This is a genomic window from Aeromonas sp. s1(2024) (genome assembly GCF_040908005.1).
Classification (GTDB): Bacteria; Pseudomonadota; Gammaproteobacteria; order Enterobacterales; family Aeromonadaceae; genus Aeromonas; species Aeromonas caviae.
This window is the reverse complement of the sequence record NZ_JBFOCW010000007.1, coordinates 57102-70439: the sequence shown is the minus strand read 5'-3', so window position 1 is coordinate 70439 and position 13338 is coordinate 57102. Positions and strand designations below refer to the sequence as shown.

Below are 13338 nucleotides of genomic sequence, written 5' to 3'. Positions count from 1 at the left end.
ATGATCTACCGGTTGCTCTACAACCTGCTGATCCACCTGGGGTTGCCCCTGGCGCTGCTGGCGCTCTACAAGCCCAAAAAAGGCAAGCCCGGCTTCGGGGCGCGCTGGGCCGAGCATCTGGGACGATTGCCGCCGACCGGACAGGAGGCTCCCCTCTGGATCCATGCGGTGAGCGTGGGGGAGACACTGGCCATCACCCCCTTCATCCGCGCCCTCAAGGCCGAGCGCCCCGAGCTGCCCATCCTGCTCACCACCACCACCCGCACCGGCGCCGAACAGGCGGCCAAGCTCGGGGAGCTGGTGGTGCACCGCTATGCGCCTCTCGACTATCCCTGGGCCGTCTCGGCGTTTCTGAGCACAGTCAAGCCCCGCGCCCTCTGGGTGATGGAGACAGAGCTGTGGCCGAACTGGCTGGCGGCCTGCGAGGCACGCCACCTGCCGGTGACCATCCTCAATGCCCGCCTCTCGGAGCGATCCTGTCAGCGCTATGGTCGCTTCCAGGGCGCATTCGATGCCCTGAGCCGCCCGCTGACCCACCTGCTGTGCCAGCATCAGGACGATGCGGATCGCTTCCATCGGCTGGGGATAGGGCGCAACCGGCTGGCGGTGACCGGCTCCATCAAGTTCGACATCCAGTTTGGCGACGAGGTACAGGCCAGGGGCCGCGCCCTGCGCCAGCAGCTGGGGGAGGCACGACCTGTCTGGATCGCCGCCAGCACCCACCAGGGGGAAGACGAGCAGGTGCTGGCCGCCTTCGATCGGGTGCTCAAGGCCCATCCCTCCGCCCTGCTGATCCTGGTGCCGCGCCATCCCGAGCGTTTCGATCGGGTGGCCGAGCTGTGTGCCCCCTACGGTTGCGTGCGGCGCACGGCGGGCAGTGCGGTCGGCGAGAGAGACAAGATCTACCTGGGTGACACCATGGGCGAGCTGCCGCTGATGCTGGCGGCGGCGGATCTCGCCTTTGTCGGTGGCAGCCTGGTGCCCGTGGGCGGTCACAACCTGCTGGAACCGGCGGCGCTGGGCAAACCCTGCCTGACCGGCCCCGTCTATTTCAACTTCAGCGACATCACCCGCCAGCTGGTGGCCCAGGGGGGCGCCGCCGTGGTGGCGGACGCCGAGGCGCTCGGCCACCGGGTGAGCACCCTGCTCGGCGATGCCCCTGCCCGCCGCGAGATGGGGGAGCAGGCCCGCGCCGTGGTGCTGCGCAACCAGGGGGCGCTGGCGCGCACCCTCTCCCATTGCCTCGCCAGCCTGGAAAGTGACGACTGAGGCGGGGCGGCGTGGTGGCCGCCCCGCCAGCATGTCTGCCAAACCCCGGGAGACAATCCGCGTCCCTTTCCTTTATGCTCTGCCCTTTGCCCCTGACCCTGTGATGCTCCGATGAACCGCGCTCCCCTGCTGTTGATGATACTGGTCACCCTGCTGGCCGCCGCTGGCTGGCTCTTCTCGAAAGAGGCGATTCGCGAACTGCCCACCGCCGCCTTTATCGGCAGCCGCTTCCTGCTGGCCGCCCTGCTGCTGTTGCCGCTCGCCTGGTTGCGCGAGCCGCCCCCCAGTGGCTCACAGCTGCTGCGCGCCGCCGGGTGCGGCACCTTGCTCGGGGCCAGCCTGCTGTTCTGGGTTACCGCCATCAGCCAGAGCGATGCCCTCGGCAGCGGCGCCTTCATCATGAGCGTGGCCACCCTGATGGCGCCGCTCGCCGCCTGGGCCGCCTTCAAGGCCAGACCCGGCCGCCACTACTGGCTCACCCTGCCCGTCGCCGTGGCTGGCCTGCTGCTGCTCTCCAGCAGCACCCACTGGGGTGTGTCGCTCTCCCTGTTCTGGTTTCTGGCGGCGGCCGCCACCCTGGGGGTCCAGCTCGCGGTGCACCGCCACTTCGCCCAGTCCATCCCCCCCACCTGGCTCACCTGCATCCAGTTGGCGGTGACCGGACTGCTCGGCACCCTGCTCTCCCTGCTGACCGAGCAGTGGCCCGCCAGCATCGGCACTGGCATCTGGGGCTGGTTTGCGGCCAGCGTCCTGATCGCCACCACATTGCGTTACTGGCTGCTCACCCACGCCCTGAGCCGGATGACCACGGCCCACGCCGCCCTGCTGATGCTGCTGGAACCGGTCTGGACCCTGATCTTAAGCACCCTCTTCTATGACGAGCCGCTGGGCCCCGCCAAGCTGGCAGGCGCCGGCCTGGTGCTGGGTGCTCTGGTGCTCTACCAGCTCCCCCTGCTGCTGCGCAGCCGAAGGCTGAAGTCACCGGTCTAGCCTGCACGGGCGGGGGATGGATCAAAAAGAAGGAGAGGGTCTGCATGGCAGACCCTCTTTGCGTGATGGCACATGTCGGGCTCCCTTTGCTAGGGGTTACCATCAGTCAGGCGGCTGAGCGCTGCGGGAAACGAGCATAAAAAAGCCCCCGGGTGGCGGGGGCTGGTGCATCGATGAGGGAGATCACTCGATGTTCTGGATCTGCTCGCGCATCTGCTCGATGAGCACTTTCAACTCGACGGCGGACTGGGTCACCTCGGCGTTGATCGACTTGGAACCGAGGGTGTTCGACTCGCGGTTGAACTCTTGCATCATGAAGTCGAGACGACGGCCGCAGGCGCCACCCTTCTTCATGATCTTGTTGGTTTCGCTGATGTGCATCTCCAGGCGATCCAGCTCTTCGGCCACGTCGATCTTCTGGGCCAGCAGCACGATCTCCTGCTCGATGCGGGCAGGATCCAGCTCCACTTTGGCCTCGGCCAGGCGGTCGGTGAGCTTCTGGCGCTGCCACTCGATGATCTGCGGCAGGTACTCCCGCACCTTCTTCACTTCTACCTGAATGCCGGCCAGACGCTGTTCGATCAGCGCCTTGAGGTTGGCCCCTTCGCTGGCGCGGGAGGCGAGGAAATCTTCCATGGTCAGATCGAAACCGCCGAGCAGCTCGGTGGCGACCGCGTCCATGTCCTGCTCGGCGGCAGCCATGACCCCCGGCCAGCGCAGCACGTCCACCGGATTGAGCTGACCCTGGCCCGCCTCTTTCATCACCCAGTTGGCGCTCTCGATGATGAGTTTGGCCAGCTCTTCATTGATGTGGAGCTGGCTGGCGGCGGCCTGGGCGGCCTCGAAGCGCAGGTTGCACTCCACCTTGCCGCGCTGCAGCTTGGCGCGGAAGCGCTCACGCAGAACCGGCTCCAGGCTGCGCAGTTGTTCCGGCAGGCGAATGTAGGTCTCCAGATAGCGCTGGTTGACCGAACGAATTTCCCAAACGGCTGTGCCCCAGTCGCCCTTGAGTTCCTTGCGGGCGTAGGCGGTCATGCTGTGAATCATTGATTGTTCCGGGCTTGATGAAGTGTGGGGCCAGTATACTCAGCCAGCCCAGCTCCGTCAGCCGACAGCGTGGTTTTAGCGGCTGATATTTGGGCTGGGATCACTTATACTCCTGCGCCAATTCAGCCAGCCCAGAGGTCAGTCCCATGTCCCGTCCCAGCGATCGCAGCGCCGCCCAGGTGCGTCCGGTAACCATCACCCGCCACTTCACCAAGCATGCTGAAGGGTCCGTGCTGGTGGAGTTCGGCCACACCCGCGTGCTCTGCACCGCCAGCGTCGACACCAGCGTGCCGCGCTTCCTCAAAGGCAAGGGGCAGGGGTGGGTCACTGCCGAGTACGGCATGCTGCCGCGCTCCACCCACTCCCGGATGAACCGCGAAGCGGCCTCCGGCAAGCAGAGCGGCCGCACCCTGGAGATCTCCCGTCTGATCGCCCGCTCCCTGCGCGCGGCGGTAGACTTGAATGCCCTGGGCGAACACACCATTACCGTTGACTGCGACGTGTTGCAAGCCGACGGCGGTACCCGTACCGCCGCCATCACCGGGGCCTGCGTGGCGCTGGTGGATGCGCTGAACTGGATGGTGGAGAAGGGGCTGATCAAACAGAGCCCGCTCAAGCAGATGATCGCGGCCGTCTCCGTCGGTATGTTCGAAGGGGAGGCCATCTGCGATCTGGAGTACATCGAAGACTCCGCCGCCGAGACTGACATGAACGTGGTGATGACCGAAGATGGTCGCATCATCGAGGTGCAGGGCACCGCGGAGGCCGAACCCTTCACCCACGAGGAGCTGCTGGAGATGCTGGCCCTCGCCAAGGGCGGTATTGCCGACATTATTGCGCTGCAGAAGCAGTCACTTTCCTGATACCAGGACCTGTTGATGTTTCGGCACAAGTCGCGTTGCAGTGTCAAAGGATGCCAGGCTAGGCGCAGGATGCCGCCAATGGTTATTCCCTTGGCAAGTCCTGCAACAACGCATGGCATCCTTTGCCACGCAACCCGTAGGGACGGGTCTGTTTTTGTGCATAACGTCGTTATTCGATGCCTCGTTTGGATTACCAAACTTCGCATCTCATGCCTAGTTCTGCGCAAAAACCGACTCCGTCGCGGCTGTGACGAAGCGTCAACAGATCCTGCAAACGCGGCATTGACCGCGTTTTTTTATACCCCCACACAAGTAAACGACAAGCCAAGCAAGGAGCCAGAATGAAAGCCTACCAGCGTCAATTTATCGAGTTCGCCCTGGAGAAACAGGTCCTCAAATTCGGTGAATTTACCCTGAAATCCGGTCGTAAAAGCCCCTACTTCTTCAACGCCGGCCTGTTCAACAGCGGCCGCGATCTGGCCCGTCTCGGCCGCTTCTATGCCGCCGCCCTGATGGATGCCAGTATCGAATTCGATGTGCTGTTTGGCCCGGCCTACAAGGGGATCCCCATCGCCTCCGCCACCGCGGTGCAGCTGGTGGAGCAGCACGACGTGGACGTGCCCTGGTGCTTCAACCGCAAGGAGGCCAAGGATCACGGCGAGGGCGGCAATCTGGTGGGCAGCCCGCTCAAGGGGCGCATCATGCTGGTGGACGATGTCATCACTGCCGGCACCGCCATCCGCGAATCCATGGATCTGATCCAGGCCAACGGCGCCTCCCTGGCTGGCGTGCTGATCGCGCTGGACCGTCAGGAGAAGGGCAAGGGCGAGCTCTCCGCCATTCAGGAAGTGGAGCGTGACTACGGCGCTCACATCATCGCGATCATCCAGATGAGCGACTTGATCCAGTATCTGGAAGAGAAGCAGGCCGAACAGCCGGAGCTGGCGGCGCAACTGGCCGCCATGAAGGCTTACCGCGCCCAGTACGGTATCTGAGTCACCGCGCAATAGCTGAATGCGGCGCCTGTTTGTTCTCTGGCAGCAAACGGGCGCCATTTTTTCATCTGCAAAAAGTGGATCATGTGGCTTGAGCTTGCCCTTACAGTAAAGGTTAGGGTTTGCCAGTCGGCGTTTTGTGGTGCCGACGGGTTCCGGGGAGGAACAACATGACCACTCATCTTCAATCACCCATTCATCTGCAGTTGCCGCTCAGCGGCATGAGCTGCGCCAACTGCGCCGGCCGCATCACGACCGCCCTCAACAAGCTCGACGGGGTATCGGCCACCGTCAACTTCGCGCTGGAGCAGGCGGCCATCGAGCTGACCAGCCCCGACCGTCTGCCGGCGGTACTGGAGAGCATCAAGGCGCAGGGTTATGACTACGGCAGTGAGACCATATTGTTTCAAATCACCGGTATGACCTGTGCCGGTTGCTCGGCCCGCCTGCACAAGATGCTGGCGGCGCTGCCCGGCGTCATCTCCGCCGACGTCAACTTCTCCATCGAGCAGGCTCGTATCGTGCTGGTACCCGGGATGCAGACGCCCGCGGCCCTGCGCGAGCAGATCGAGGCCCTCGGCTTTGGCGCCCAACTGGCGCAAGGCTCGGCCAGCGGCCGCCGCCAGCAGTTGCTGGAGCGGGAAGCGCAGGAGGCCGCCAGCGCCCGTCAGGCGCAAACCCGGGTCATCGTCTCGGCTTTGCTTACCCTGCCGCTGCTGGTGGGGATGCTGGCCATGGCCGGTCTGCTGCCCTGGCATCTGCCCGCCTGGCTGGAGCTGGTGCTCGCCACCCCGGTGCAGTTCTGGATTGGGGCCCGCTTCTATCGCGGCGCCTGGCTCGCCATCAAGAACCGCTCCGCCAACATGGATGTGCTGGTGGCGACCGGTACCAGCGCGGCCTACTTCTACAGCCTCTATCTGCTGCTTAATCTGGGGATGGCCGCCAGTGGTCAGCTCTACTTCGAGGCGAGTGCCATCATCATTACCCTGATTTCCCTCGGAAAACTGCTGGAAGCGCGAGCCAGACGCAGTACCCAGTCCGCCATTCGCGAGTTGATGGCGCTGCGGCCGGAAACCGCCACCGTCTGGCGCGGCGAGCGCTGGCAGAGCGTCGCCATCGACGAGGTGCTGCGCGGCGATCGGCTGCGGGTGCTGGTGGGGGAACGGGTGCCGGTGGATGGCAGAATCGTGAGCGGTGCCAGCGAGCTGGACGAGTCGATCCTCACCGGCGAGAGCCTGCCGGTGCCGCGCGGCGAGGGCGACAAGGTGCTGGGCGGCGCCATCAACCGCTCCGGCGTGCTGGAAATTGAAGCCACCACGGTGGGGGAGGACTCCAGCCTCAGCAAGATCATCGCATTGGTGGAGAACGCCCAGATGGGCAAGGCGCCGCTGCAACAGTTGGTGGACAAGGTCTCCGCCGTGTTCGTGCCGGTGGTGATGACCATCGCCCTGTTCACCCTGCTGGTGTGGTACGCCATCAGCAACGACTTCGGTCAGGCGCTGCTGGCGGCGGTAGCGGTGCTGGTGATCGCCTGTCCCTGTGCGCTGGGGCTGGCAACGCCTGCGGCCATTGTCACTGGCACCGGGGTGGCAGCGCGCCACGGCATTCTGATCAAGGATGTCGATACCCTGCAGAAGGCCCACGCCATCAAGGCGTTGATCTTCGACAAGACCGGCACCCTGACCCAGGGCCGGCCGGTACTGGCGAGCTGGAGCGGCAACGACGAGCAGCTGCGTCTGGCCGCCGCCCTGCAGCAGGCGAGCGAACACCCGCTGGCGCTGGCCATGCGCGAGGCGGTCGACAAAGAGGCCGTGCTGCCCCAGCCGGAGGCGGTGGAGGTGCGGGTCGGTGCCGGTATTGTCGGTCAGGTCGCCGGTCATAGGGTCGCCATCGGCAATGGCTCTTTGCTGGCCCAGCTCGGCATTGAGGTGCCCGCGCAGGATAAACCGCCTGCCGATGGCGCGACCCGGGTCTGGGTGACCATCGACGGCGTGGTGGCCGGCATTGCGGCGCTGGCCGATACCCTGCGCCCCGAGAGTCCGGATGCCATCGCCACCCTGCGTCAGCGCGGCATAGCCAGCTGGCTGGTGAGCGGTGATGGACCGGCGCCGGTGGCCCATATCGCCGCCAAACTGGGGCTGGACGGGGCCTTTGACTCCGTGCTGCCAGCCGGCAAGGTGGAGAAAGTGGAGGCGCTGCGGGCGCAAACCAGCGGGCTGGTCGCCATGGTGGGAGACGGGGTGAACGACGCCCCGGCGCTGGCGGCGGCGGATGTGGGTATCGCCATGGGCTCCGGCTCCGACGTGGCGATGGAGACCGCCTCCATCACCCTCATGCGGTCTGATCCGCGGCTGGTGGCCGATGCCATCGACATCTCGGCGGCCACCTGGCGCACCATCCAGCAGAACCTGTTCTGGGCCTTCGTGTTTAACATCATCGGCATTCCGCTGGCGGCACTGGGTTACCTCAGCCCCGAGCTGGCGGGGGCGGCCATGGCCTTGAGCAGTATCACCGTCTTGAGCAATTCCCTGTTATTGAAGCGCTGGCAGCCCCGGGCGGGCAGCCTGCGTGCATCTGAATCCCAAAGGAGTCATTCATGAACATCAGCAAGGTCGCCAAGGCCACCGGCCTGACCGCCAAGACCATCCGCTACTACGAGAGCATCGGCCTCATCTCGTCGCCGGTGCGCAGCGACAACGGGTATCGCAGTTATACGGATGCCTCCCTGCGGGAGCTGCGCTTCGTCAAGCGTGCGCGGGAGACCGGCTTCAATCTGGAGGAGTGTCAGGAGCTGCTGGCGCTCTATCGGGACGAGCACAGAACCAGTGCCCAGGTGAAGAAGCTGGCCCAGGAGAAAATCGTCGATCTGCGCTCCCGCATCGCCGGTTTGCAAGCCATGCTCAGCGCCCTCGAGGAGGTGGTGAGCTGCTGTCACGGAGATGCGAATCCCCAGTGTCCCATCCTCGACGAGCTGGAGAAAGGGTGAGGGAGGGCTGCGCCATTCGACCCTGCAGAAAAGGGTCTGTCGGGGCCTGTGCGGGAGAGGACGCGCTGAGTGGCAGCTTAATAGCGGTCGATTGATTGTTGAGCAGGAAAGGGGAGTGTTAAACTGTGCGGCTCTTGTACAGGGAGTACCCAGTTGACACAGAGTGTGAAATATCAGGTGCGGCGGGCCATCATGGTCCAGCTCTATACCCATGCCTCCTTCAGCCTGCCTTGCCTGGGGCTGCTGGCGATCAGCTGGAGCCTGCTGTTCCACGATTACCTGCCGGCCAGCGAGTCGCTGGGCTGGCTCGGTCTGGTCCTGCTGCTGTTGCTGGGGCGCTGGTGGCATCTGCGCTGGCGCCAGCCCAGGCTGGCGGAGCTTCCGCTGCCGGTGCTCGAGCGCGAGCTCTTTGTCGGGGTGACCATCACCTCCATCGTCTGGGCACTGGGCGTGCTGCTCTACATGGACAAGCTGCCCGACACCTATCGTGCCGCCATGATGATGCTCTCCAGCCTGATCCTGACCGGCAGCGCCATCATGCTGTTCGGCAGCCGTCGTACCCTCTATGGGGCCGTGCTGCCCCTCGGGTTTGCCATGTTGTTCGAGCTCAGTGGCGGCAACACCCAGGAGCGTATCGTCTCCTGCATGCTGGCGGGGTATCTGTTCGTCTTTCTGCCGACCCTGCTGCGGCGCCTGCGGCGGGATCAGGTGGCCTCTCTCTACCACAGTTTTTCCAATGCGGATCTGGTGGCCGAGCTGAAGGCGGTCTCCGAGCACCTCAAGCTCACGTCCCGCCTCGACGGTCTGACCGGCATCGCCAACCGGGCCCATCTCGACGACTCCCTGGCGCGCGCCTGGCGTCGCTGCCACCGTGCCAGGGCGCCTCTCTCTCTGGTGCTGGTGGATGTGGACTACTTCAAGCAGTTCAATGATCACTATGGTCATCAGGTGGGGGACCAGTGCCTGCAACAGGTGGCGAGCCTGCTGGCCGAAGTGCTGCGGCGGGAAGACGATCTCGCTGCCCGTTACGGCGGAGAGGAGTTCGCCCTGCTGCTGCCCTGCACCACCTTGCAGGGGGCCATGCAGATCGCCGAGCAGGTGCGTACCTCGTTGCGAGCCCTCGGCATTCCCCACCACAAATCCCGGGTCTCGGGGCGGGTCAGTTGCAGCTTCGGGGTGGCGACCCTGGTGCCGGATCAGCATCACTCCATTGCCGAGCTTATCCAGAAAGCGGATGCGGCGCTCTATCAGGCCAAGCATAATGGCCGGGATCGTATCGAAGTAGCCTTGATGGGTAAGGTTGCCTGAGTTTCACAAGACAGATTAAAGAGGTCGTCTATGCAATGTCATCGTATCGAAGAGCTGCTGGAACTGCTGCAGCCTGCCTGGATCAAGGAGCAGGATCTCAGCCTGGTGCAGTTTGTTGCCAAACTGGCCGAGGAAGCGGGATTTGACGGTCCGCTGTCCGCACTGACCGACGACATGCTGATCTACCACCTCAAGATGCGGGAATCCGACAAGCAGGCGATGATCCCGGGGCTGGCCAAGGATCACGTGCCCGACTTCAAGGAAGCCCTGCTCAAGGCCCGCGGCATCAAGTAATCCGGGCGTCACATCGCCATCAGAGAAAGGTTTCAAGAGAATCTGTGAAAAGGCGCATAGTCAACTGGCTATGGGCCTTTTTTGTTGCCTGAAATTGCGACGGGACTCGAACTATAGATACATTTAACCCACACAATTAGCAGGTTGTTTAAGATATAATCGCTTTCATAACAATATGAGTGGAGCGATGTGTTGCAATGGCCGACAAGGACAAGATCGACATCAAGGATGTGACCGGTGACGTCACCGGGACTTTCAATCCCAACACCTTCAAGGCGGGAGATGACAGGTTCAACCCCGGCAACCGCATCTATGTCCGCTCCCAGACCGGCTACTGGCAGCGGGTGCGCAAGGCCATGGGCTGGTTCTTCGTCGCGCTCTTTGTCCTCCTGCCCTGGCTGCGTTATGACGGCCGTCAGGCGGTGCTGTTCGATCTGGAGCACCAGCAGTTCCATATCTTCGGTGCCACCATCTGGCCGCAGGATCTCACCCTGCTGGCCTGGGTCTTCATGATCGCGGCCTTCGCCCTCTTCTTTGTGACCACCTTCCTGGGCCGGGTCTGGTGCGGCTACCTCTGTCCCCAGACGGTGTGGACCTTCCTGTTCATCTGGTTCGAGGAGAAGCTGGAAGGGGCCGCCAACAAGCGTCGCAAGCTGGATGCGGCGCCCTGGAGCGGCGAGAAGCTGGCCCGTAAGGGCGCCAAGCACCTGGCTTGGATCCTGCTGTCGCTGGGCACGGGGCTGACCTTCGTCGCCTACTTCCAGGATGTCTTCCACCTGGTACCCGATTTCTTCACCCTGCAGGCGGGAGGCTGGGTCATCTTCTGGGTGCTGTTCTTTGCCGCCTGCACCTATGGCAACGCCGGCTGGATGCGCGCCATCATGTGTATCCACATGTGCCCCTATGCCCGCTTCCAGTCCGCCATGTTCGACAAGGACACCTACATCGTCGGCTATGACAGCCAGCGTGGCGAGACCCGCGGCGCCCGTGGTCGCAAGGCCGATCCCAAGGCTCTGGGGCTGGGGGACTGCATCGACTGCGACCTCTGCGTGCAGGTCTGCCCGACCGGTATCGACATCCGTGACGGTCTGCAGTACGAGTGCATCAACTGCGGCGCCTGTGTCGACGCCTGCGACCAGACCATGGAGCGGATGGGGTATCCGAAAGGGCTCATCAGTTACACCACCGAGCACAAGCTGGCCCACAGTGAAACCCAGGTGGCGCGGCCCAAGCTGATTGGCTATGGCCTGGTGATGGTCGTCATGCTGGGGGTCTTCGTCTATAACGCCATGTCCATCATGCCCATGGGGCTCGACATCCTGCGGGATCGCAACCAGCTGTTCCGGGAAAACAGTGAAGGGCTCATCGAAAACACCTATACCCTGAAGATCCTCAACAAGACCCTGAACTCCCAGACCTACCGGCTGGACGTGGAAGGGCTGCCGGAGTACCAGTGGTTCGGTCCTCGCGAGGTGACCCTGAAGGCGGGCGAGATCTATACCCTGCCGGTGAGTCTGGCGGTGGATCCCTTCAACCTGAAGCGCCCCACTCTGGACGTCCAGTTCGTGCTCAAGCGGGAAGGCGCGGCGCCGGATGACAGCAAGGGGACCTTGCGCCAACCGAGCAAGTTTATCAGCAGGTTGTGACGGCAAGGCGCACCGCCATGCACGGCAACGGCAGACAGTGGTGATAGAATGGGGCGCAACAGCGCCCCTTTTCTATGGTGGATGACATGCGTTTCAACTATTCCGACCTCAATCCCGATCTCATCATGGATGCCATCGATCTCAGCGGCTTGCGCATCGACTCCGGCCTTATCGAGCTCAACAGTTACGAGAACCGCGTCTATCAGTTTCAGGATGAGGATCGCCGTCGCTACGTGGTGAAGTTCTACCGCCCCGGTCGCTGGAGCCGGGCCCAGATCCTGGAAGAGCACGCGTTTGCCGCTCACCTCTGTGAAACTGAGATCCCGGTCGCCGCTCCCATTGCCTTTGCCGGCGAGACCCTGCTGGAGCATCAGGGCTACCCGTTTGCCATCTGGCAGAGCGTCGGGGGGCGTCAGTTCGAGGTGGACAACCTGGACCAGCTGGAGTGGGTGGGGCGTTACCTCGGTCGCATCCACAGCGTCGGTGCCAGCCATGCCTTTCATCACCGGGTACGGCTCGATGTGGAGAGCATGCTGCACGAGCCGCGTCAGTTGCTGGCGGCAGGCGAGTGGTTGCCGAGCGGGCTGGCCAAGTCCTTCTTCGGGGTGCTGGACGAGCTGATCCGGCACGTATGCGACGCCATGACCCTGGATGTGGCGCGCATCTCCCTGCATGGGGACTGCCACCCGGGCAACATCCTGTGGCGTGACGGCCCCCTGTTTGTCGACCTCGACGATTGCCGCACCGGCCCTGCCATCCAGGATCTCTGGATGATGCTGAACGGGGAGCGTCATGAGCAGCAGATCCAGCTCGATACCCTGCTGGCGGGGTATGAGGAGTTCATGGAGTTCGACCCGCGGGAGCTGGCGCTCATCGAGCCGCTGCGTGCAATGCGCATCGTCCACTACATGGCCTGGCTGGCAAGACGCTGGGAAGATCCCGCCTTCCCCCGCCACTTCTCCTGGTTCAACACCGAACACTACTGGCGCCAGCAGATTGCGACCCTGCATGATCAGCTCGAGGCATTGAAGGCCCCGCCGCTCAGCCTGATGCCGCAGTGGTAGGGGCGTGAACCCGGCAGATCGCCACACCACGGGGCGTCCGCTGGTGGTGTTGCCCGCACCATTGCCACAGCGGCAAGGTGCCCGTGGGAGGCGGGATGGCGGTCCCGCCTGTCTGCCTTTGCCATTGACGGCACGAGGGTGAGGCAATAGGCTTGGACTGCTTCGGTTCGCCGGGCGTGCCTCACAGTGATCCCTTAACAGGAAACGTCATGAAAAAAGTACTATTTTTCCTCGCTGCCATGCTGATGATCCCCATGGTTCACGCCGCCCCGCAATTCAAGGAAGGTGTCAACTATGACGTGGTCAGCCAGACCGGCAGCGCCCAGCCGGAAGTGATGGAGTTCTTCTCCTATTTCTGCCCGCACTGCGCCAAGTTCGAGCCGATTGCCGAGGATCTGAAGAAGAGCCTGCCGGAAGGCGTGCCGATGAAGAAGAACCCGGTGGCCTTCCTGGGCCGTGAAATGGGTCCCGAGATGCAGCGTGCCTACGCCGTCGCCAATCTGCTGAACGTGGAAGGCAAGCTGACCCCGGCCATCTTCGACAAGATCCACACCCAGCGCCAGATCCCCCAGAGCCGCGCCGACGTGAAGCAGGTCTTCGTGGACAATGGCGTGCCGGCCGAGGAGTTCGACGGTGCCGTCGACAGCTTCGCCGTCTCCGGCATGGTCTCCCAGTTCGATCGCAACACCGAGAGCTACAATGTGCGCGGTGTGCCGGCCTTTCTGGTCAACGGCAAGTACATGGTGAAGATTGAATCCATCACTTCCCAGGAGCAGTTCAACCAGCTGGTGAAATTCCTGCTGGCCAAGAAGGACTGATCATTCCTGAGTCGATACAAAAGCCCGCCGGTGCAAACCGGCGGGCTTTTTGTTTGGC

12 protein-coding genes are annotated in these 13338 nt (G+C 63.4%); 11 read left to right on the top strand and 1 reads right to left on the bottom strand.

Features of this window, described 5'->3' with window-relative positions:
• Together waaA and AB5Y70_RS02250 are read left to right on the top strand one after the other, a co-directional pair.
• On the top strand, window positions 1-1269 hold the full coding sequence (gene waaA, locus AB5Y70_RS02255) for a lipid IV(A) 3-deoxy-D-manno-octulosonic acid transferase (protein WP_102948961.1): 1269 nt from the start codon (window positions 1-3) through the stop codon (window positions 1267-1269).
• A 111-nt stretch (window positions 1270-1380) separates the two neighbouring features.
• Complete coding sequence (locus AB5Y70_RS02250) at window positions 1381-2259, top strand: DMT family transporter (RefSeq protein ID WP_049636086.1); 879 nt, start codon at window positions 1381-1383, stop codon at window positions 2257-2259.
• A 183-nt stretch (window positions 2260-2442) separates the two neighbouring features.
• Here the strand turns inward: AB5Y70_RS02250 and AB5Y70_RS02245 are convergent, their stop codons facing one another.
• Entirely contained in the window at window positions 2443-3306 is an 864-nt protein-coding gene (locus AB5Y70_RS02245; protein ID WP_102948960.1) for a YicC/YloC family endoribonuclease, read from the bottom strand.
• A 146-nt stretch (window positions 3307-3452) separates the two neighbouring features.
• Between AB5Y70_RS02245 and rph the strand changes: the two genes are divergently transcribed.
• From rph to AB5Y70_RS02200, 9 genes are all read left to right on the top strand, one after another.
• Complete coding sequence (gene rph / locus AB5Y70_RS02240; protein ID WP_162540800.1) at window positions 3453-4169, top strand: ribonuclease PH; 717 nt, start codon at window positions 3453-3455, stop codon at window positions 4167-4169.
• Window positions 4170-4510: 341 nt separating this feature from the next.
• Window positions 4511-5164, top strand: coding sequence for an orotate phosphoribosyltransferase (gene pyrE, locus AB5Y70_RS02235; RefSeq protein ID WP_102948958.1), 654 nt, complete (start codon window positions 4511-4513; stop codon window positions 5162-5164).
• 170 nt (window positions 5165-5334) lie between these two features.
• Entirely contained in the window at window positions 5335-7764 is a 2430-nt protein-coding gene (locus AB5Y70_RS02230) for a heavy metal translocating P-type ATPase (RefSeq protein ID WP_102948957.1), read from the top strand.
• Window positions 7761-8150, top strand: a complete 390-nt coding sequence (gene cueR, locus AB5Y70_RS02225) for a Cu(I)-responsive transcriptional regulator (protein ID WP_010676100.1) — start codon at window positions 7761-7763, stop codon at window positions 8148-8150. Before AB5Y70_RS02230 ends, cueR begins: the two co-directional genes overlap by 4 nt.
• 153 nt (window positions 8151-8303) lie before the next feature.
• Window positions 8304-9458: a diguanylate cyclase gene (locus AB5Y70_RS02220; RefSeq protein ID WP_039039690.1), complete on the top strand. Its 1155-nt coding sequence runs from the start codon at window positions 8304-8306 to the stop codon at window positions 9456-9458.
• Window positions 9459-9488: 30 nt separating this feature from the next.
• A complete protein-coding gene (locus AB5Y70_RS02215) occupies window positions 9489-9752 on the top strand; it encodes a YihD family protein (protein WP_010676098.1) in 264 nt (87 codons plus the stop codon).
• Between the two features lie 197 nt (window positions 9753-9949).
• The gene (gene ccoG, locus AB5Y70_RS02210; protein ID WP_010676097.1) at window positions 9950-11398 is read left to right on the top strand and encodes a cytochrome c oxidase accessory protein CcoG; all 1449 of its coding nucleotides are present in this window, start codon (window positions 9950-9952) and stop codon (window positions 11396-11398) included.
• A 74-nt stretch (window positions 11399-11472) separates the two neighbouring features.
• On the top strand, window positions 11473-12462 hold the full coding sequence (locus tag AB5Y70_RS02205; protein ID WP_049636084.1) for a serine/threonine protein kinase: 990 nt from the start codon (window positions 11473-11475) through the stop codon (window positions 12460-12462).
• 209 nt (window positions 12463-12671) lie between these two features.
• Complete coding sequence (locus AB5Y70_RS02200) at window positions 12672-13280, top strand: thiol:disulfide interchange protein DsbA/DsbL (RefSeq protein ID WP_010676095.1); 609 nt, start codon at window positions 12672-12674, stop codon at window positions 13278-13280.
• Window positions 13281-13338: the final 58 nt, after the last annotated feature.

What these genes read in the sequence shown, in the direction of transcription:
- waaA (WP_102948961.1), top strand. Translation starts at nt 1, where the DNA reads ATGATCTACCGGTTGCTCTACAACCTGCTGATCCACCTGGGGTTGCCC.
- AB5Y70_RS02250 (WP_049636086.1), top strand. Translation starts at nt 1,381, where the DNA reads ATGAACCGCGCTCCCCTGCTGTTGATGATACTGGTCACCCTGCTGGCC.
- AB5Y70_RS02245 (WP_102948960.1), bottom strand. Translation starts at nt 3,306, where the DNA reads ATGATTCACAGCATGACCGCCTACGCCCGCAAGGAACTCAAGGGCGAC.
- rph (WP_162540800.1), top strand. Translation starts at nt 3,453, where the DNA reads ATGTCCCGTCCCAGCGATCGCAGCGCCGCCCAGGTGCGTCCGGTAACC.
- pyrE (WP_102948958.1), top strand. Translation starts at nt 4,511, where the DNA reads ATGAAAGCCTACCAGCGTCAATTTATCGAGTTCGCCCTGGAGAAACAG.
- AB5Y70_RS02230 (WP_102948957.1), top strand. Translation starts at nt 5,335, where the DNA reads ATGACCACTCATCTTCAATCACCCATTCATCTGCAGTTGCCGCTCAGC.
- cueR (WP_010676100.1), top strand. Translation starts at nt 7,761, where the DNA reads ATGAACATCAGCAAGGTCGCCAAGGCCACCGGCCTGACCGCCAAGACC.
- AB5Y70_RS02215 (WP_010676098.1), top strand. Translation starts at nt 9,489, where the DNA reads ATGCAATGTCATCGTATCGAAGAGCTGCTGGAACTGCTGCAGCCTGCC.
- ccoG (WP_010676097.1), top strand. Translation starts at nt 9,950, where the DNA reads ATGGCCGACAAGGACAAGATCGACATCAAGGATGTGACCGGTGACGTC.
- AB5Y70_RS02205 (WP_049636084.1), top strand. Translation starts at nt 11,473, where the DNA reads ATGGTGGATGACATGCGTTTCAACTATTCCGACCTCAATCCCGATCTC.
- AB5Y70_RS02200 (WP_010676095.1), top strand. Translation starts at nt 12,672, where the DNA reads ATGAAAAAAGTACTATTTTTCCTCGCTGCCATGCTGATGATCCCCATG.